Here is a 19,008-nt window from a genome sequence, read left to right on the forward strand (position 1 = left end):
CGCATGGCCCTCGCAGGCGGCGGGAAAGGCGGCACAGTAGCGGCATGACAAACCCGTCATGCCATTCGGAGACCATCACATGAAACCGCATCTCGTCGTCATGGCGGCCATCGCCGCCGCTTCGGTCGTCGCCATCGCCCAGCCGGCGAAAAGCCTGGGCGAACCCTGGATCAAGGCTGGCCAGAACCCCGAGCAGTACGAGATCGGCATCGACGCCGACGGTTACGCCCGCGGCGGCAACGCCAAGTACCTGCGCCAGGTGGACGGCGACGGCAAAGGGTGGAGCACGCTGATGCAGCAGATCTCCCCTATCGATTACCGTGGCAAACGGGTGCGCTTCACCGCGCAGGTGCGCACCCGCGACATATCCCAGTGGAGCGGCCTGTGGATGCGGGCCGACCGGCCGGGGCAGCACGCGGCCAGCTTCTACAACAGCGCCGACAAGCCGATCCGCGGCACCACGGGGTGGCAGCAGCGCAGTGTCACGCTCGATGTGCCGGTAGATGCGAACGTGCTGGCCTTTGGCGTGGTCGGTGCCGGCAAGGGCACCGTGTGGATCGATGAGCTGAAGCTCGAGGTGGTGGGCAACGACGTGCCGGTGGACAGCATGCACGCCGGCCCGAAACTGGCCACCAAGCCATCGCTGTAAATGCGCGCGCCGACAGCCGGCAGCGCCCCGGCGGATGCACAAGGTGCGCTGCGCCATCTGGCTGGCACGGCGCGCCAGGCGCTCGTCGGCGTCGCGCTTGCCGTAGTCCTGGCGGCAGCCGGGTGGATGTGGAGCCAGCCCTGGACCGCGCTGTTCCTCGCCTTGCTCGCGGCTGCGGCGGCCGTCACTGCCGGCATGGGGCTGCTGCAACGCCTGGTGCCGGGCGGCGCGGGCTGGGTGTGGGCATGGCTGCCGCTGTTGATCGCGGTGGCGGCAGGGGCGCAGCTTGCCGTCTTCACGTACCGCGCCTGCGCCACCTCGGTCCCGGCCATCCTGGACGGCACGCAGATGTTCGGCAGCGCCCTGGCGTTTGGCCTGGCTGTGTTCTGCGTGCCGCTGTTCCAGGCCCAGCGCCAGGCCCAGGCCCTGCAGCTGGCCACCCTGAAGCAGGCAGCCCTGCAGGCCGAGCTGAAGTCGCTGCAAGCCCAGGTCGAGCCGCACTTCCTGTTCAATACCCTTGCCAACACGCGCTACCTCGCGCGACATTCCCCCGAGCAGGCCGTGCGCATGCTCGATCACCTGATCGCCTACCTGCGCGCGGCGCTGCCGGACCTGCGCAGCGAAGCGTCGGCCGTGGGCCGCGAATGCGAACTGGCGGAGCACTACCTGGCGCTGATGGCGATCCGTTTCGGCGAGCGCCTCGAAGCGCAGGTCGAGTGCCCGGCGGCGCTGCGTCTCGCGCCGATGCCGCCCCTGATGCTGATGACGCTCGTGGAAAACGCGATACGTCACGGCGTGGAACCCAAGCCGGGCAAGGTGAAGGTACGGGTTGACGTCGCCGCGGCGGATGGCATGCTGCGCCTTCTCGTCGCCGACGATGGCGCGGGCCTGGATGGCACCGTGCTGGGCAGCGGCGTAGGGCTGCGCAACCTGCGCGAGCGCCTCGCTGCCCTGTACGGCCAGCGGGCCCGGTTCGAGCTGCGTAGTGGCGCCGGCGGCTGGACCGAAGCGGAACTCGCCCTGCCACTGGAAACTGGAACGAAGCCATGACGATACGGCCCCGAATCCTGATCGCGGACGACGAGCCGCTGCTGCGCAGCGCGCTGCGCGAACAGTTGCAGCAGTTGTGGCCCGAAGCGGAGCTGGTTGGCGAAGCGGCGGACGGTTACGAAGCGTTGCGCCTGGCGCAGCTGCTCGCGCCCGATCTGGCCTTCCTCGACATCCGCATGCCCGGCCTGTCGGGCCTCGAAGTGGCACGCACCTTTGGCGGACGCACGCACGTGGTGTTCGTGACCGCCTATGACGATCATGCCGTCGAAGCGTTCGACCAGGGTGCGCTGGACTACGTGCTGAAACCGGTGGAGCCGGTGCGCCTGGCCCGCACGGTGGCGCGGGTGCGCGAACGCGTCGCGCTGGCGCCGCCGGACCTGTCACAGCTCGCACGGCAGTTGCGGCCGGCAGCAGCGCCCTCCTGGATCCAGGCATCGGTGGGGCAGACCATCCACTTCATCGACTTGCACGACATTGTTTACTTCGCGGCCGAAGCGAAGTACACGCGCGTGGTCACCGACCGGCTCGAAGCCCATATCCGCACGCCCCTGAAGGAACTGGCGGACATGCTGGCCGATGCGGGTTTCTGGCAGGTGCACCGCGGCTACGTGGTAGCCGTGCGCCGCATCGCCGCGGCGACGCGCGACGCCGATGGCGCCATGTGGCTGGCATTGCACGCTCACCCCACGCGGCTGCCCGTCAGCCAGCGCTTCCAGTCCCGCTTCAAGGGCATGTGACACGAGTTCCACCCATCGCCGCGCCGCCTGACAGGCCGCAACCGGTCGCGCTATCGGCCTTTGCTCCGCGCGGCCGTCCACTAAGCTATGTCCGGACGCAGCCGCGTCATGCCAACCCACGGAGGACACCATGCTGAAGAAACTGCTGTTTGCCATCGCCGCCACCGTTGCCGCGATGGGCATCGCCTTTGCCCAGGTCGACGTCAACAAGGCCGACCAGGCCGCCCTCGACACGATCAAGGGCATCGGCCCGGCCAAGTCGAAGATGATCCTGGAAGAGCGGGCCAAGGGCGAATTCAAGGACTGGGCCGATTTCGAGAAACGGATCAAGGGCATCGGCGACAAGAGCGCTGCCCGCTTGTCCGAGGCGGGCCTGCAGGTGAACGGCAAGTCGCGCGACGGCGCGCCGGTGAAGGTGGCGGACGCGAAAACGGCCAGGAAGTGAACCGTATGGCGGCGGCCCCGCATCGCGGGAATCATGGCGCGGCAGCAAGAACGCGACAATAAGTAAATAAAAGAGTTTATTTATTTTGACGGCCGGCGTATAGTGAGTCATCCCATATCGAGGAGACCACGATGCCCGCCGCCGCCGTCATTCCCATCTCTCCCACCTGCTCGGCCCTGCTGGCCGACGCGCGCCGCCACGGACCGCTGTACGGGCCCGGCTTTTCAAACCACCTGCCGATGGCGCTGATCGCGCTGGACCGCATGCACGCGCCGCCCTCGGTGCTGGAGCACTTCACCCATGAACATCGCAGGCGCCTGGTGCCGGCCGGCGGCGCCGAGCCGGTGGCCGACCCGTTCGCCTTGCTGGGACGCCACGCGAACTACGCTGGCCTGGAACGGTATTTCCAGGATGCCGTCGCCATCGAAGGTGAAGAAGCGGTGCTGAGCCAATGGCTCCCCATCCTCATGCCGGGCCTTGCCGCGGCCGGTTTTCATGCGATGATCCGGCTGGCCTACGCGCTCGATGCAGGGGACCGCGGCGAACTGTGCGCCGCGCTGGCGTTCTGGGTGCTGGCCTACAAGCCGTTGCCGGTACCGCCCGGCCGCACGGCGGCGGACGCGGGGACGATCGCCGCACGGATCGCGGCGGCCGTGGGGGACACGGCCGGGGCAGGGCAGACGATCGCCGCGCGCATGTCCACCGTCGAACGCGATCCGGCACTGGCCGGCGCGCAGCCGGAGGCGATCGCGCTGCGCGACGTGGCCGCATTCGCGCTGTCGGCGTTTCACGCCAGCGAGGATTTCATGCTGCTGCACACGGTCACCGCTTGCCATGCGTTTCGCCGCGTGGGGGCGTATGCCGAGGACGGGGACGCCGCGTTGCGCCAGCTGTGGCAGGCAGTGCTGGCCGCCTGGCTGGCCGCCGAGCGGGAAGGGCGGCATGCCGCGCCGACGAAGGCAGGGTGGGACGACATCGAGGCACGCGCCATCCGCTCTCCGGACGACCACGTGATCAAGCTGTGCTACACGGCGCGCACCGAGCACGCCGAGTATGGCGATGTTCGCTGCCTCGAGATCGCCGCGCGCGCCGTGGGCATGTAGATGTTCGTGCGGCCGTCTGGCCGCCCGGTCTTCACACCGCCAGCGGCAGGTTGGCCAGGAAGGCGTGAATCTGCGACACCACCTGCGCCCCTTCGCCCACACCGGCCGCCACCCGCTTGGTGGAGCCGGCGCGCACGTCGCCGATGGCGAACACGCCCGGCACGCTCGTTTCCAGCGGTGCGCGCTGCGGCTGGTCCTTCGGGTAGATACCCTGGTCGAAGTTGGCGCGGCACTGCGCCTTCGTCACGTCGTGGCCAGTGCGGATGAAGCCTTGCGGGTCCACGTCCACGCCGCAGTCGCCCAGCCAGTCGGTGTTCGGATCGGCGCCGATGAACAGGAACACGCGGCAGATGTTCGAATCCTTTTCCTCGCCCGTGCGGTTATTGCGCAGGCGGACGCCCTTCAAGCCGTCGTCGTCGCCGTCCAGCTTAACGATTTCCGTGTGCGTGTGCAGCTCGATGTTCGGCGTGGCGTGGATGCGCTCGATCAGGTAGGTGGACATGGTCGCCTTCAAGCCTTCGCCGCGGATCACCATGTGCACGCGCTTCGCATGGCCGGACAGGAACACGGCCGCCTGGCCGGCGGAATTGCCGCCGCCGACGAGGATCACTTCCTCGCTCTGGCACAGGTTGGCCTCGATGCGCGAGGCCCAGTAATAGATGCCGCGGCCTTCGAATTGCGCGATATTGTCCAGCGCCGGTCGGCGGTAGCGGGCGCCGCACGACAGCACCACGGTGCGCGCCTTCATGCGCTTGCCGTCCGCCAGCTGCACCTCGAGCGGATAGGTATCGCAGACCAGCCGCTTCGCGGCGGCGGGAATCGCCACCTCCACGCCGAACTTCTGCGCCTGCACATAGGCGCGGCCGGCCAGCGCGCCGCCCGAGATCCCGGTGGGGAAGCCCAGGTAGTTCTCGATGCGCGCGCTGGCCGCGGCCTGGCCGCCGTAGGCACGCTGTTCGAGTGCCAGCACCGACAAGCCTTCCGAGCCGGCATACACCGCCGTCGCCAGGCCCGCCGGGCCGGCACCGACCACGATGACATCCCACACCTTTTCCTCGTCCAGCTCGGGCAGCAGGCCGAGGCAGAAGCCCATGTCGGTATTGCTCGGGTTCTTCTTCACGCTGCCGTCCGGGCATACCACCAGCGGCCAGTCGTCCGCGCCCGGCTGGTAGTACTCGCACAGGCTCTTCGCCTGTTCGTCCTCCTTCGGGTCGAGCACCGTGTATGGATAGGCGTTACTCGACAGGAAGCTGCGCAGCTGGTGCAGGCGCTGGTGGCCCGCCGGGGCCACCAGCACGGGGCCGCCCGAATTCGCTTCCAGCAGGCCCACGCGGCGCAGGATCAGGGCGCGCACGATGCGCTCGCCCAGCTCCGCCTCGGCGATCACCAGCGCGCGCAGGTTCTCGGGCGTGATCACGAGCGCTTCCACCTCGCCCACGGCGAACGCATTGACGAGGGTAGGGCGGCCGGCCAGCTGCGACACCTCGCCGGTGAATTCGCCCCGGCCGTGTTCCGTGATCGGCCAGGAATTGCCGAGGCCATCGTAGCGGCTGATCGCGATGCGGCCGGCCAGCGTGACGATCAGGCCGAACGTCGTGTGGCCCGCTTCCAGGATGCGCACCCCGTTATGCCAGGTGCGCACGGCACCGAAGCGGAGCAGCTTCCTGATCTCCTGCTCGGAAAGCACGGGGAACATCTGGTAGCGCCGCGATTCCAGGTTCTGCGGCATTTGCGGCACCGCCTCTTCCCGGTTGGCCTCGGGTACGAATTGATTCGGGGTCAGCTGCATGTTCGCCATGGCGGATTCCTGCGCGGTAGGTAGATGTTCGCGGCAGTGTAACCGATGGATCGTCGCGCCAACGCTATCCGGAAGGCAGTTATCCCGTTCGGCAGAGGCGCATGAACGCCCCCGCAATCCAGGTGACAGGCACCGGCCTTACAGGCACCGGCCTTCCTGAAATGTTTCCCTAAACCCGGTGACAGGCACCGGCTCCTTTGCAATGTTTCCTGAACATCGGAGCCTGTCACCGGTGTTGGGGGAGGGCGGGCTTGTCGCATCTTGTCTACGTTGCAAATAAAGTGTTTGCGCGCGCTGATGTAAACGGTTACATTTTTGCAAGCGACCACGGCCATGGATGTCTCTACCGGCCGTTTTTCTGGCATGGCAATGTAACCGGTTACATCAGGAAAGAAGGGGACGGCGCGGCAATGGGCGTGACGATCAAGGATGTGGCGCAGGCGGCAAACGTGTCGGTGGCTTCCGTGTCGCGCGTGCTCAATGGCCATGCCTCCGTGACCGAGGAGACGCGCACCCACATCCTTGCCGTGATGAAGGAGCTGCGCTATGTGCCCCACGTGGGCGCGCGCAGCTTGTCCACCAGTCTCACGAATACCGTCGGCCTGCTGCTGCCGGACCTGTACGGCGAATATTTTTCCGAGATGATCCGCGGCATCGATGGCGCCGCGCGCAGCCGCGGCCTGCACCTGCTGGTGGCCAGCCTGCATGGCGGTGCGGACGAGGCGGCGGCCGCGATCCGCACCATGCGCGGGCGGGTCGACGGGCTGCTGGTGATGTCGCCGCATGTCGATGCCGCGTTCCTGGCGCAGAACCTGCCGGAGCACCTGCCGATCGTGTTGCTGAACAGCGGCGCCGGCGGCGGCGCCTATCCGTCGGTCTCGATCGACAACTACAGCGCCGCCCATGCCATGGTCGAACACCTGGCGGCGTGCGGCCACCGCAGCATCGGTTTCATCACCGGCCCGGCCGGCAATTTCGAAGCGCAGGAACGGCTGCGCGGTTACCGGGCCGCGCTGGCCGCATTGCTGCCCGGCGTGCGCGAGCACGTCTTCGAGGGCGACTTCACCGAGGAGGCTGGCACCCGCGTAGGCACGGCGCTGGCCGGCAGCGCGCACCGGCCGCGTGCCGTGTTCGCGGCCAACGACATGATGGCGATCGGCGCCCAGCTCGCCCTGCAGGCGGCCGGCGTGCAGGTGCCCCGCGACATCGCGCTTGCCGGCTTCGACGATATCCCCGTGGCCCGCTACGTCACCCCCGCGCTCACCACCGTGCGCGTGCCGATCGCCGGCCTCGGCGCGCAGGCGCTGCACCGGCTCGTCGCGCGCATCGGCGGCCGGATCGGGGCCGGCGCGGCCGCCGAGACCCTGGAGGCGCAGCTCGTCGTGCGTGCCTCGAGCGGCTGTCCCGATTTGAATGCATCGAACAGGATTCCAAGAAAAGGAGACTGACCATGAAGAGCACTTCCTTCCATCCGCTGCGCCTTTCCATGATGGCCGGGGCCCTGGCCTCGGCCCTGCTGGCGGCCGCGCCCGCGTCGGCCCAATTGTCCACGGCCACCCTGCGCGGGCAGGTCACCGCCGCCGGCGCGGCCAGCCCCGCGGGCACGCCCGTCACCGCGACCAACCAGGGCAACGGCTACACCTACCGCACCACCACGCGGGGGGACGGCAGCTATGTGCTGACCGGCCTGCCGCCCGGCTCCTACCAGATCCAGGTGGGGGGACAAGCCACGGAAACGGTGACGCTGGCCGTCGGCCAGACCAGCACGCTGGACCTGAACACGGCAGCCGCGACCGGTGGCCAGCCGCAGCGGGTGGTCATCACCGGTTCGGCACAGCGGCGCGACGTGACCACGTCGGAAGTGGGCACCTCGGTATCGCGCGAGCAGATCGAGCGGCTGCCGCAGGTGACCCGCAATTTTCTCTCCTTCGCCGACCTGGCGCCCGGCGTGCGCTTCGACGTCGACCAGTCCGGCAACGTCACGCTGCGCAGCGGTGCCCAGAACCAGGACAACGTGAACGTGTTCATCGATGGCGTAAGCCAGAAGAACAATATCCTGCGCGGCGGCATCTCGGGACTGGACTCCAGCCGCGGCAACCCTTTCCCGCAATCGGCGATCGCCGAATACAAGGTCATCTCGCAGAACTACAAGGCCGAGTTCGACCAGGTATCCAGCGCGGCCATCACGGCCGTCACCAAGTCCGGCACCAATGAACTGCATGGCGACGTGTTCTGGGACCACACGGGCACCAACGTGACGGCGATGGACCCGTTCCAGAAGAAGGCCGAGGCGCAGGGCATCGCCCGGCCGGATTCCAAGCAGGACCAGTTCGGCATGACGCTCGGCGGCCCGATCAGGAAGGATGTGGCGCACTTCTTCCTGGCCTACGAGGGCAAGAAGATCGACGATCCGCGCCAGGTGCTGCTGCAAAACCAGAACCAGCTGCCCAACGCGGGCATCGTGCCGTCGCTGCTGGCGCAGCAGGGCGCCACGACCTCGAAATTCGACGAAGACCTCTTCCTGGCGAAGCTCAATGCCCGCATCTCGGATGAGCACGACCTGGAAGCCACCGTGCGCGTGCGCCGCGAAACGGACCTGGTACCGGAAGACAAGCTGCTCAGCCTTCCAGGCAACGAAGTGGCGCGCGACAACGACGAAGACCGCTTCGACGTCAAGCACACCTGGACCACCGACAGGTTCGTCAACGAGGCGCGCATCGGCTACGAGAAGTACACGTGGAACCCGCACTCGTCCGCCACCGAACCGTACATCAAGTACCTGGTGTCGCCCACCAATACGAAGGATAACGTGGTCAGCGTGGCGATCGCCGGCGGCTCCCCGAATGCCCAGTTTCGCCAGCAGAAAGGCAAGCTGCTGCAGGACGACTTCACTTTCACGGGACTGGACCGCCACACGCTCAAGGGCGGCATCAAGATCAAGTGGATGGAATACGACCTGTCCGGCACGGCGCGTTCGGTGGACATGTTCGAGCAGCTGATCAACAACGTGACCGGCATTCCCGAGACGACGAAAAGCGATCCGGCCCTCGCGGCGGTCGGCGTGAACTTCAAGAACACGCAATACGGCATCTACCTGCAGGACGACTGGCAAGTCACGCCCCGGCTGGAACTGAACCTGGGCCTGCGCTACGACTATGAAAACAATATGCTCAACGACGGCTATGCCACGCCGGCGGACCGGGTGGCGATCTTCAGCCAGCCCGATACGCGCGAAGGTGCGCCGGCCGGCCAGACGTATGGGCAGTCGCTCGCCAAGGGCGGCATCAATATCGCCGATTACATCAGCACGGGCAGCAGCCGCAAGGCGTTCAAGGATGCGTGGCAGCCGCGCCTGGGCTTTTCCTACGACCTGAAAGGCGACCGCAGTTCCGTGATCTTCGGCGGCTGGGGCCGCGCCTATGACCGCGCGGTGGCGAACTATGCGCTGGACGAGCTTCAGAAGAATGCGCAGCCGGGCGGCGAGGTCTGGATGATCCGCAACGACCACAAGGCGCCGTACACGGACCAGTTCAGCCTGGGCCTGCGCCAGGCGCTCGGCATCTGGAACGGCGAAGTGGGCTACACGAACTCGCGCAGCCGCAACCAGTTCAACTGGTTCGGCGGCAATCGCGACCCGCAGGGCGGCTGGGGCAAGCAGAGCCCGATCGACCCGCTGTGGGGTTCGGTGCCGGGCTACGGCACGCTGATCCTCGGCGACTTCATCAGCCAGGCGAAGACGGAAACCGTGTACTTCAAGGTCGACAAGCCGTATTCGCGCAGCTCGCGCTGGAGCGTGTCGGCCACCTATACGTACAGCGATGCGCAGACCACCAACAAGGAGTGGAAGAACGACATCTTCAACTGGACGTACGGCCGCTATCCCGGCCAGTGGAATCCATCGGCCGAGGTGGAAAAGCACCGCCTCGTGGTCGCGGCAACGTCGGGCGACCTGCTGCCGTGGGGCCTGCTGCTGTCGGGCAAGGCCACGTTCGGCTCGGGCCTGCCGTTCCGCATGACCGACTGCCACCTCGGTGCCAACCAATGCGTGTCGATCAAGGGCGAAAGCGACAACTTCAAGCAGGTCGACATCGGCCTCGCCAAGGATGTCCAGTTCCGCTTCGGCGCGCTGACCCTGCGCGCCGACGTGCTGAACCTCTTCAACAGCATCAATTACGGTGGCTACGACGGCTGGGTGGGCCAGCCGGGATCGGCCAACCGCTATGGCGGCGACAACCCGAACGTGGGCCTGGCCAACGCGATGGGCGGTCCGATGCGCACGCTGAAGCTGTCGGCCCGCTACGCGTTCTGAGGAGCCGCCATGCGCCGCGCACTTTCAGTGCTTCTGCTGGCGGGCGCGCTGTCCACGCCCGCGCTGGCGGCCAACCCGCTGCCGCCGCTGTTCGACGACCTGCAGGAGCGCACCTTCCGCTTCTTCTGGGAGACGGCCAACCCCGAGAACGGCCTGGTGCCGGACCGCCATCCCACGCCATCGTTTTCCAGCGTGGCCGCCGTCGGCTTCGGGCTGACGGCCTACCCGATCGGCGTGGAGCGCGGCTACATCACGCGCGCCCAGGCCATCGAGCGCACACTGGCCACGCTGCGTTTCTTCCGCAACGCCCCGCAGGGCGAGGCGAAGACGGGCATGACGGGCCACAAGGGCTTTTTCTACCACTTCCTCGACATGAAGACCGGGCAGCGCCACGGCGACGTGGAGCTGTCCACGATCGACACCGCGCTGTTCCTCGCCGGCGCGCTGTTCGCGCAATCGTACTTCGACCGTGAAGAACCGCGCGAAGTGGAAATCCGCCGGCTGGCCGCCGAGATCTATGCGCGCGTGGACTGGAAATGGGCCGCGGCGAATTCATCCACTGCGGCGCCCGCCGTCTCGCTGGGCTGGAAGCCGGAGGAGGGCTTCATCGGGTACGACTGGAAGGGCTACAACGAGGCAATGCTGCTCTACGTACTGGCGCTGGGTTCGCCGAAGCCCGAGCATGCGCTGGGCCCGGAAGCATGGAAGGCCTGGACCAGCACGTACGAGCGCAGCTGGGGCGCACCGGGGTATGGCGAACAGCGTCGTCCCCATCTCACTTTCCCTTCGCTGTTCGTGCACCAGTACAGCCACGTGTGGATCGACTTTCGCGGCATCCGCGACGAGTACATCCGCAAGGTGAACGAAAAATACAAGGGTTTCGACTACTTCGAGAACAGCCGCCGCGCGACCTACGCGCAGCGCGACTACGCGATCGCCAATCCGCTCAAGTGCAATGGCTATGGCGCCGACGTGTGGGGCCTGACGGCCAGCGACGGCCCGGTCGACGCCACGTTCGAGTGGCAGGGGCAGAAGATCCCGTTCCGCAGCTATGCCGCGCGCGGCATGGGCGGCTTGCAGCACTACGACGATTGCACGCTGGCGCCGACGGCGGTGGCGGGCGCGCTGCCCTTCGCGCCGGAGATCACGATCCCCGCGGTAGTCGCCATGAAGGAGCGCTACGGCGACTTCATCTACGGCCGCTACGGCTTCCTGGACGCGTTCAATCCCAGCTTCGAGTTCAAGGGCAAGCTCCAGCATGGCAAGGTGGTGCCGGGCAGGGGCTGGGTGGCGGGTGACTACCTGGGCATCGACCAGGGCCCGATCCTGGCCATGACGGAGAATTACCGCAACGATTTCGTCTGGCGCGTGATGCGCTCCAATCCGGCCATCCGCACGGGCCTCATCCGGGCCGGCTTCACTGGCGGGTGGCTCGCCAAGTGATGCCCGGCCGCCGCACCGTCCTGCGTACCGCGCTGGCCGCGGGCATTGCCGCCGGCCTGCCGGCGTGCGCGCGCCAGGCCGGCGATGGCGGCACTGTCCTGAAATTCTGGGCGATGGGGCGGGAGGGCGAGGTCGTTGCCGCCTTGCTCCCCGAGTTCGAGCGGCGCCACCCCGGCGTGCGCGTGGAGGTGCAGCAATTGCCATGGACGGCCGCGCACGAAAAGCTGCTCACGGCGTTCGCCGGCGATGCGATGCCGGACCTGTTCCAGCTTGGTAATACCTGGGTGGCGGAGCTGGCCACGTTGAAGGCGATCGAGCCGCTCGATGCGCGGGTAGCCGCCTCCGACTCGGTCGATCCGAAGGATTATTTCGAAGGCGTCTGGAGCACCAACGTGGTCGACGGCCGGCTGTATGGCGTGCCGTGGTATGTCGATACGCGGGTCATGTTCTACAACCGCGAGCTGTTGAAGCGTGCCGGCTACGCAGCGATGCCCGCCACGTGGGACGGCTGGATGAAGGCGATGCGCGCCGTGAAGCGGCTCGTGGGGCCGGACAAGTACGTGATCCTGCTGCCGCACGAGGAATTCGCGCCGCTGCTGGTGCTGGCGCTGCAGCAGCCGGAAGAGTTGCTGCGCGACGGCGGCCGCTACGGCAACTTCCGCAGCGCCTCGTTCCGCCGCGCGCTGCAACTGTATGCCGACATGTACCGCGAAGGGCTCGCGCCGATCGAGCGGGTATCGAACGTCTACCACGAGTTCAGCACCGAATATGTGTCGTTCTACATTTCGGGGCCGTGGAATATCGGCGAGTTCCGGCGGCGCGTGGCGCCCGCGAAGCAGCATGCCTGGGCCACGGCCCTGATGCCGGGACCGCAAGGCCCGGCCGCGTCGCTCGCAGGCGGTTCCAGCCTGGCCGTTGCCAGCAGTTCGCCGCACAAGGAGGCGGCGTGGCAGCTGGTCGAATACCTGTCGCAGGTGGACACGGCGACGCAGTTCAACCGGTTGACGGGCAACCTGCCGCCGCGCCGCGCCAACTGGAACGACCGGCGGCTGGCCGACGATCCGCACGCGAAGGCGTTTCGTGTACAGCTCGAGAACGTGCGCCCCGAGCCGCGCGTGCCGGAGTGGGAAAGCATCCTGGCCGAGTTGCGCATCATGGGCGAGCGCGTGGCGCACGGCGATATCGGCGTCGATGCCGCCGCCGCCGAGCTGGACGCGAAGGCCGACCGCATCCTGGAAAAGCGGCGCTGGATGCTGGACCGGGAGCGGCGCGCATGAACCTGGAACGGGCGGCATGGTGCTTCGTGGCGCCGGCATTGCTGGCGATCCTCGTGTTCTTCTTCCTGCCGGTGGCCGCCGCGCTGGCCATGAGCCTCACCGACTTCGATATCTACGCGCTGGCCGACATCGGCAACCTGCGCTTCGTCGGGCTGCGCAACTATATCGAGCTGCTGCAAACGCCGCTGTTCTGGCGGGCGCTGGGCAACACCTTTTATTTCGTGATCGTGGGCGTGCCGCTGTCGATCGCCGCTTCGCTGGGCGCCGCGCTGCTGCTGCATTCCCGCGTCACCTTGCTGAAAGGCCTGTTCCGCACGGCGTTCTTCGTGCCGGTGGTCACCTCGCTCGTCGCCGTCGCCGTCATCTGGCGCTACGTGCTGCATACGCGCTACGGCATGCTGAACTACGCGCTGTCGTGGCTGGGCATCGCGCCCATCGACTGGCTGGGCGACCCGCACTGGTCGATGCCGGCGATTATCCTCTTCGCCGTGTGGAAGAATTTCGGCTACAACATGATCATCCTGCTGGCCGGGCTGCAAAGCATTCCGAACGAACTGTACGAAGCCGCGGACCTCGATGGCGCGGGCACCTGGGCCAAATTCCGTTGGGTGACGTGGCCGATGCTGGGGCCGACGCTGCTGATGGTCAGTATCCTTTCCATGTCCGGCTATTTCCAGCTGTTCGCCGAACCGTACGTGATGACGCAGGGCGGCCCGGTGCAAAGCACCGTCAGCGTGCTGTACTTCATGTACGAGCAAGGCTTCAAGTGGTGGAACCTGGGCGTGGCTTCGGCCGTGGCCTTCGTGCTGTTTGCCATCATGTTCACGATCACGCTGCTGCAATTGCGGGTGGCGAAGGGGCTCGGCGCATGAAGAAGATCCTGCTCAACGCCGTGATGGTGCTGGCCGGCGTGCTGGCCGTGTTCCCGCTGGTATGGATGGTGTCCGTGTCGCTGATGCGCCCCGGCGAAGCGAGCGCCTTCCCGCCGCCGCTGGTGCCGGCCAGTGCCACGCTGGACAACTACCGCGAACTGTTCGCCCATGCCGGCATCGGCCGCTACCTGTTTAACAGCCTGCTGCTCTCCACCGGCGCCACGCTGCTGTCGCTGGTGTTCAACGTCACCGCAGGCTATGCCTTCGCCAAGCTGCGGTTCAGGGGAAGGGAGCGCATCTTCCGCACGCTGCTGGGCGCACTGGTCATCCCCGCGCAGGTTGCCATGCTGCCGCTGTTCCTCCTCCTGAAGCAGTTGGGGCTCGTGAACACGTATGGCGCCGTGCTGGTGCCGGCGCTCGCTTCCGTGTTCGGGATCTTCCTTGTGCGGCAGTACGCACTGACGATTCCCGATGCGCTGCTGGAAGCGGCGCGCATGGATGGGGCGGGGGAGTGGCGCATCTTCCATTCCATCGTGCTGCCGCTCCTGACCCCCATCCTCGTCACGCTGGCGATCTTTACCTTTCTCGGCACGTGGAACGACTTCATGTGGCCGCTGATCGTGTTGACGGACAAGGACCTGTACACGCTGCCCGTGGCGCTGGCCTCGCTGTCGCGCGAGCACGTGCAGGACAATGAATTGATGATGGCCGGTTCCGTGCTGACCATCGTGCCGGCGCTGCTGCTGTTCCTGGGGCTGCAGCGCTACTACATCCAGGGCATGCTGGTGGGGAGCGTGAAGGGATGAAGAGCTTGATCGCGGCCGCGCTGCTCGCACCGGCGCTGGCGGGGGCACAGGTTATTGACGGTTTCGAGACGCTGGCGCCATGGCAGGCGCAGGGGTCCGATGGCGTGGCGGCCAGCGCGAGCCCGGTGCCCGGCTTCAAGGGGCAGGCGTTGCGGCTGGACTTCGATTTCGGCGGCAAGGGCGGGTATGCGTTCGCACGCCGGGCGCTGCCGCTGGAGCTGCCCGACAACTACGAGATTTCGTTCATGGTGAAAGCCGAGGCGCCATCGAACCATTTCGAATTCAAGCTCACCGATGCTGCGGGTGACAACGTGTGGTGGTACCGGCTGCCCGACTACGCGTTCCCGGGCGACTGGAAACTGGTGCGCTTCAAGAAGCGGCAGGTGGCCTTCGCCTGGGGACCGGCGAAGGACCGCACGCTGCGGCGAGCCGAGAAGATCGAGTTCGTCGTCAGCGCCGGCGGCGGCGGCAAGGGATCGGTGTACATCGACGAGCTGGCACTGCGAGCCTTGCCGCCGCCACCCGCCGCGTGGCCGGCACCGCGCGCCGACGCGAGTTCCTCCCCGGCACAGGCCGCGCAGGTAGTCGACGGCCAGCCAGAGACGGCGTGGATTGCCGAAGCAGGGCGGCAGCAGGTGACGGTGGACCTGGGCGCGGTGCGCGAATTCGGCGGCTTGGTGCTGCACTGGCTGCCGGGCCGGCACGCCAGCCGTTATGACGTGGCGCTGTCGACGGATGGGCAGACGTGGCAGGCGGTGCGCGGCGTGCGCGACGGGAACGGCGGCAGCGATGCGCTGCTGCTGACGGAATCGGAGGCGCGCTACATCCGCCTGCTGCTGCGAGAAGGGCCAGCGGAAAGCTATGCGCTGGCCGAGGTGGAACTGAAGGATCTCGCCTTCGGTGCGACGCCCAACGATTTCATCCAGGCGCTTGCCGCCAATGCCCCGAAGGGCCACTATCCGCGCGGCTTCTCCGGGCAGCAGCCCTACTGGACCCTGGTCGGTGTCGATGGCGGCGCGCGCCATAGCGCGCTGCTGTCCGAGGATGGCGCCATCGAGCCCGCGCGTGGCGGCGCGGCGCTGGAACCGTTCGTACAGGCCGGCGGCAAGCTGCACGGCTGGGCCGATGTCGAGGTCACGCAGTCGCTGCGGGATGGCTACCTGCCGATTCCATCGGTGCACTGGCGCACAGCCGAATGGACGCTGACGACGACCGCGGCGGCCGAGGGCACGCCCGAATCGTCGCAACTGCTGGCCCGCTACGAGCTGCGCAACCTGAAGGACGTGCCGCAGACGCTGGAACTCGTGCTGGCCGCGCGGCCATTCCAGGTCAATGCGCCGCGCCAGTTCCTGAACACACCCGGCGGCTTCGCGCCGATCCGCGACATCGCTTGGCATGGCGGCGCGTTGGCGGTCGGCGGCACCCGTTTCATTCCGCTGCGGGCGCCGGATGCAGTGCAGCTGTCGTCGTTCGACGCGGGGCTGCTGCCGTTCGAAGGGGGAGGCACGGTGCGCGCAGTGCGCGACGAGACGGGCATGGCTTCCGGCGCCATGCGGTGGCAGGTGCAGTTGCCGGCGCGGGGCAGCGCGGTCGTTGGCGTCGTCGCGCCGCTGGCGGGCCAGGAACCGTCATGGCTGAGTTCGTGTCATGGGTTCAGGCACCATGACACGAACTCAGCCATAGAGGGCAGTGCAAACTGTGCCGCCGGGTTCGATCGGACGCTTGCCACGGTCGCCGATGCGTGGCGCAAGCGCCTCAACCGCGTCGAGCTGCAGGTTCCCGCCGCCGGCCAGCACATGGCCAATACGCTGCGCTCCTCGCTCGCCCATATCCTCATGAACCGCGACGGCGCGGCGATCCAGCCCGGCACGCGCTCCTACCTGCGCTCGTGGATACGCGACGGGGCGATGATGTCCGAGGCGCTGCTGCGCATGGGCTTGCCCGAGATCGCGGCCGATTACCTGCGCTGGTACGCACCCTACCAGTTCGACAATGGCAAGGTGCCGTGCTGCGTCGACCATCGAGGCGCCGATCCGGTGCCGGAGAACGACAGCCATGGCGAACTGATTTTCCTGGCGTCCGAGCTGTACCGCTACACGGGCGACAAGGCGGCGTTGCAGGCCGTCTGGCCGCGGATCGACGCGGCGGCGCGCTACATGGAAACGCTGCGCCAGTCCGAACGCACGGCGGCGCAGCGCGGCACGCCGCTGTACGGCCTGATGCCCGCCTCGATCAGCCACGAGGGCTATTCCGAAAAGCCCATGCATTCCTACTGGGACGACTTCTGGGCGCTGCGCGGCTACAAGGATGCGGTGACGATCGCCGCGGCGCTGGGCCGCCGCCAGGATGCGCGCCGGCTGGCCCGGCAGCGCGATGCGTTCCGCCACGACCTGTACGCGTCGATCGATGCCGCCACGCGGCAGCACGGCATCGACTACATCCCGGGCGCGGCCGAGCTGGGCGACTTCGACCCGACCTCGACGACGATCGCGCTGACGCCCGGCGGCGAGCAACAGCGCCTGCCGCGCCGGCTGCTCGAAAGCACCTACCGCAAGTACTGGGACTTCTTCGCGGCCCGGCGCGACGGCACGAAGCCGTGGGAGGACTACACGCCCTACGAGCTGCGCAACGTCAGTGCCTTCGTGCGCCTCGGCTGGCGCGACAAGGCCGAGGAACTGCTGGCGTACTTCTACGCCGACCAGCGCCCCCGCGCATGGAACGGGTGGGCCGAAGTGGTCGGCCGCGACCCGCGCACGCCGCGCTTCCTGGGCGACATGCCGCATGGCTGGATCTCGTCGGACTACATGCGCGCCGCGCTCGACTCGTTCGCCTATGAGCGCGAGCCGGAGCATGCGCTGCTGCTGGCCGAGGGCATCCCGCTGCGCTGGCTCGACGGCGAAGGCGTCGCGATCCGCGGCCTGCGCACGCCGTATGGACCGCTCAGCTACAGCTTGCAGCGGAACAACAGGCAACTGACGCTGCGTGTCGACGCCGGCCTGGCCATCCCGCCGGGCGGCATCGTATTGCGCTGGCCGTATGCGGGCAAGCCGGGCACGGCGCGGCTGAACGGCCGCGCCGTGCAGGTGCAGGACGGTGCCGTGACGATCCGCGCGCTGCCCGCCACGCTCACCATCCCATCATCGAACGAACCGCCATGAACAAACCGATCCGCTTTCCCGCGAACTTCCTGTGGGGTACCGCCACCTCCGCCTACCAGGTCGAAGGCGCGCCGCTGGCCGATGGCGCCGGCCACAGCATCTGGACCCGCTTCGCCGCCACGCCCGGCCGCATCGCCACCGGCGATACCGGCGACGTGGCCTGCGACCATTACCACCGGTGGAAGGACGACGTGGCGCTGATGCGCCGCCTGGGCATGAAGGCCTATCGCTTTTCGATCTCGTGGAGCCGCATCCTGCCGCGGGGCACCGGAGCGGTGAACGAGGCCGGCATCGTCTTCTACGAGCGCCTCGTCGACGAACTGCTGGCCAACGGCATCGAACCGCTCGTCACGCTGTACCACTGGGACCTGCCGGCCGCGCTGGACGACCGCGGCGGCTGGCTCAATCCCGACATCGCCACCTGGTTCGCCGACTATGCGCGCGTGCTGTTCGAGCGCCTGGACGGGCGGGTGCGCTTCTGGACCACGCTCAACGAGCCGTGGGTGGTGACCGACGGCGGCTACCTGCACGGCGTGCTGGCGCCGGGCCACCGCAACCTGTTCGAGGCGCCGATCGCCAGCCATAACCTGCTGCGCGCGCACGGCGCGGCCGTGAAGGCGTACCGCGAGGTCGGCCGGCACCGCATCGGCCTCGTCGTGAACATCGAGCCGAAATATCCGGCATCGGGCGATCCGGCGGACCTGGCCGCCACCCGCCGGGCCGACGCGTACATGAACCGGCAATACCTGGACCCGGTCTTCCACGGCAGCTATCCGCCCGAGCTGAAGGACATCTTCGGCGAAGCCTGGCCCGACTGGCCCCGCGAGGATTTTGACCTGATCGGCCAGGAGCTCGACTACATCGGCATCAACTACTATACGCGCAGCGTGTGCCACCACGACGAGGCGAACTGGCCCCTGAAGGTCGCTGCCGTGCGGCAGGCCCAGGCCACGCACACGGAGACGGGCTGGGAAGTGTTCCCCCCGGGGCTCACGGACACGCTGGTGGCCTTCAAGGAACGCTATGGCGACATTCCCGTGTACGTGATGGAGAACGGTTCCGCGTTCTACGACCCACCCCGCGCCGAGGGCGGCCGGGTACGCGATCCGCTGCGCGCCGACTGCCTGAAGAAGCACGTGGCGGCGCTGGCGGCCGCTGTCGAGCAGGGCGTCGACGTGCGCGGCTACACGGTATGGTCGCTGCTGGACAACCTGGAATGGTCGCTGGGCTTTGCCAAGCGCTTCGGCATCGTGCACGTGAATTTCGAGACCGGGGAACGCACCCCGAAGGATAGCGCGCTGCTGTATGCGAACATCGCCCTCACCAACGGTGCCTGCCTGAACGACGAGGAGTAAGAACGC

Annotated in this window: 14 protein-coding genes; 13 read left to right on the plus strand and 1 reads right to left on the minus strand. The window is 67.5% G+C overall.

Features of this window, described 5'->3' with window-relative positions; genetic code table 11:
* The first annotated feature begins 79 nt into the window (after positions 1–79).
* The 5 genes from V6Z91_RS14875 to V6Z91_RS14895 all read left to right on the plus strand — a co-directional run bounded on the left by V6Z91_RS14875 (position 80) and on the right by V6Z91_RS14895 (position 3,984).
* Positions 80–649 (plus strand): transcriptional regulator, encoded by a 570-nt coding sequence (locus V6Z91_RS14875; RefSeq protein ID WP_338771604.1) that lies wholly within the window; start codon positions 80–82, stop codon positions 647–649.
* Positions 650–1,699 (plus strand): histidine kinase, encoded by a 1,050-nt coding sequence (locus tag V6Z91_RS14880; protein ID WP_338771605.1) that lies wholly within the window; start codon positions 650–652, stop codon positions 1,697–1,699. It begins immediately after the preceding gene.
* Positions 1,696–2,436: a LytTR family DNA-binding domain-containing protein gene (locus V6Z91_RS14885; RefSeq protein WP_338771607.1), complete on the plus strand. Its 741-nt coding sequence runs from the start codon at positions 1,696–1,698 to the stop codon at positions 2,434–2,436. Before V6Z91_RS14880 ends, V6Z91_RS14885 begins: the two co-directional genes overlap by 4 nt.
* A 130-nt stretch (positions 2,437–2,566) precedes the next feature.
* Positions 2,567–2,881, plus strand: coding sequence for a helix-hairpin-helix domain-containing protein (locus V6Z91_RS14890; protein ID WP_338771610.1), 315 nt, complete (start codon positions 2,567–2,569; stop codon positions 2,879–2,881).
* Positions 2,882–3,012: 131 nt separating this feature from the next.
* On the plus strand, positions 3,013–3,984 hold the full coding sequence (locus V6Z91_RS14895; protein ID WP_338771612.1) for a questin oxidase family protein: 972 nt from the start codon (positions 3,013–3,015) through the stop codon (positions 3,982–3,984).
* Between the two features lie 31 nt (positions 3,985–4,015).
* Here the strand turns inward: V6Z91_RS14895 and V6Z91_RS14900 are convergent, their stop codons facing one another.
* On the minus strand, positions 4,016–5,782 hold the full coding sequence (locus V6Z91_RS14900; protein WP_338771614.1) for an FAD-dependent oxidoreductase: 1,767 nt from the start codon (positions 5,780–5,782) through the stop codon (positions 4,016–4,018).
* 416 nt (positions 5,783–6,198) lie between these two features.
* Here V6Z91_RS14900 and V6Z91_RS14905 point away from each other — a divergent pair, with 416 nt between their 5' ends.
* The 8 genes from V6Z91_RS14905 to V6Z91_RS14940 are packed head-to-tail and all read left to right on the plus strand — an operon-like array spanning position 6,199 to position 19,002.
* Entirely contained in the window at positions 6,199–7,230 is a 1,032-nt protein-coding gene (locus V6Z91_RS14905) for a LacI family DNA-binding transcriptional regulator (RefSeq protein WP_338771616.1), read from the plus strand.
* A gap of 2 nt (positions 7,231–7,232) precedes the next feature.
* Positions 7,233–10,091, plus strand: coding sequence for a TonB-dependent receptor (locus V6Z91_RS14910; protein WP_338771619.1), 2,859 nt, complete (start codon positions 7,233–7,235; stop codon positions 10,089–10,091).
* Between the two features lie 9 nt (positions 10,092–10,100).
* A complete protein-coding gene (locus tag V6Z91_RS14915) occupies positions 10,101–11,534 on the plus strand; it encodes a glucoamylase family protein (protein ID WP_338771621.1) in 1,434 nt (477 codons plus the stop codon).
* A complete protein-coding gene (locus V6Z91_RS14920) occupies positions 11,534–12,811 on the plus strand; it encodes a sugar ABC transporter substrate-binding protein (RefSeq protein WP_338771623.1) in 1,278 nt (425 codons plus the stop codon). The genes V6Z91_RS14915 and V6Z91_RS14920 overlap by 1 nt, the downstream gene beginning before the upstream one ends.
* Positions 12,808–13,683, plus strand: a complete 876-nt coding sequence (locus V6Z91_RS14925) for a sugar ABC transporter permease (RefSeq protein ID WP_338771625.1) — start codon at positions 12,808–12,810, stop codon at positions 13,681–13,683. Before V6Z91_RS14920 ends, V6Z91_RS14925 begins: the two co-directional genes overlap by 4 nt.
* A complete protein-coding gene (locus tag V6Z91_RS14930; RefSeq protein WP_338771627.1) occupies positions 13,680–14,489 on the plus strand; it encodes a carbohydrate ABC transporter permease in 810 nt (269 codons plus the stop codon). The genes V6Z91_RS14925 and V6Z91_RS14930 overlap by 4 nt, the downstream gene beginning before the upstream one ends.
* Positions 14,486–17,647, plus strand: a complete 3,162-nt coding sequence (locus V6Z91_RS14935; RefSeq protein WP_338771630.1) for a discoidin domain-containing protein — start codon at positions 14,486–14,488, stop codon at positions 17,645–17,647. The genes V6Z91_RS14930 and V6Z91_RS14935 overlap by 4 nt, the downstream gene beginning before the upstream one ends.
* Positions 17,644–19,002: a GH1 family beta-glucosidase gene (locus tag V6Z91_RS14940; RefSeq protein ID WP_338771632.1), complete on the plus strand. Its 1,359-nt coding sequence runs from the start codon at positions 17,644–17,646 to the stop codon at positions 19,000–19,002. Before V6Z91_RS14935 ends, V6Z91_RS14940 begins: the two co-directional genes overlap by 4 nt.
* Positions 19,003–19,008 lie beyond the last annotated feature (6 nt).

The sequence above is a fragment of the Massilia sp. METH4 genome (assembly GCF_037094685.1).
Lineage (GTDB): Bacteria > Pseudomonadota > Gammaproteobacteria > Burkholderiales > Burkholderiaceae_D > Rugamonas.

Excerpts from the sequence above, each read along its gene's own strand:
- V6Z91_RS14875 (WP_338771604.1), top strand. The coding sequence starts at position 80 with ATGAAACCGCATCTCGTCGTCATGGCGGCCATCGCCGCCGCTTCGGTC.
- V6Z91_RS14880 (WP_338771605.1), top strand. The coding sequence starts at position 650 with ATGCGCGCGCCGACAGCCGGCAGCGCCCCGGCGGATGCACAAGGTGCG.
- V6Z91_RS14885 (WP_338771607.1), top strand. The coding sequence starts at position 1,696 with ATGACGATACGGCCCCGAATCCTGATCGCGGACGACGAGCCGCTGCTG.
- V6Z91_RS14890 (WP_338771610.1), top strand. The coding sequence starts at position 2,567 with ATGCTGAAGAAACTGCTGTTTGCCATCGCCGCCACCGTTGCCGCGATG.
- V6Z91_RS14895 (WP_338771612.1), top strand. The coding sequence starts at position 3,013 with ATGCCCGCCGCCGCCGTCATTCCCATCTCTCCCACCTGCTCGGCCCTG.
- V6Z91_RS14900 (WP_338771614.1), bottom strand. The coding sequence starts at position 5,782 with ATGGCGAACATGCAGCTGACCCCGAATCAATTCGTACCCGAGGCCAAC.
- V6Z91_RS14910 (WP_338771619.1), top strand. The coding sequence starts at position 7,233 with ATGAAGAGCACTTCCTTCCATCCGCTGCGCCTTTCCATGATGGCCGGG.
- V6Z91_RS14915 (WP_338771621.1), top strand. The coding sequence starts at position 10,101 with ATGCGCCGCGCACTTTCAGTGCTTCTGCTGGCGGGCGCGCTGTCCACG.
- V6Z91_RS14920 (WP_338771623.1), top strand. The coding sequence starts at position 11,534 with ATGCCCGGCCGCCGCACCGTCCTGCGTACCGCGCTGGCCGCGGGCATT.
- V6Z91_RS14925 (WP_338771625.1), top strand. The coding sequence starts at position 12,808 with ATGAACCTGGAACGGGCGGCATGGTGCTTCGTGGCGCCGGCATTGCTG.
- V6Z91_RS14930 (WP_338771627.1), top strand. The coding sequence starts at position 13,680 with ATGAAGAAGATCCTGCTCAACGCCGTGATGGTGCTGGCCGGCGTGCTG.
- V6Z91_RS14935 (WP_338771630.1), top strand. The coding sequence starts at position 14,486 with ATGAAGAGCTTGATCGCGGCCGCGCTGCTCGCACCGGCGCTGGCGGGG.
- V6Z91_RS14940 (WP_338771632.1), top strand. The coding sequence starts at position 17,644 with ATGAACAAACCGATCCGCTTTCCCGCGAACTTCCTGTGGGGTACCGCC.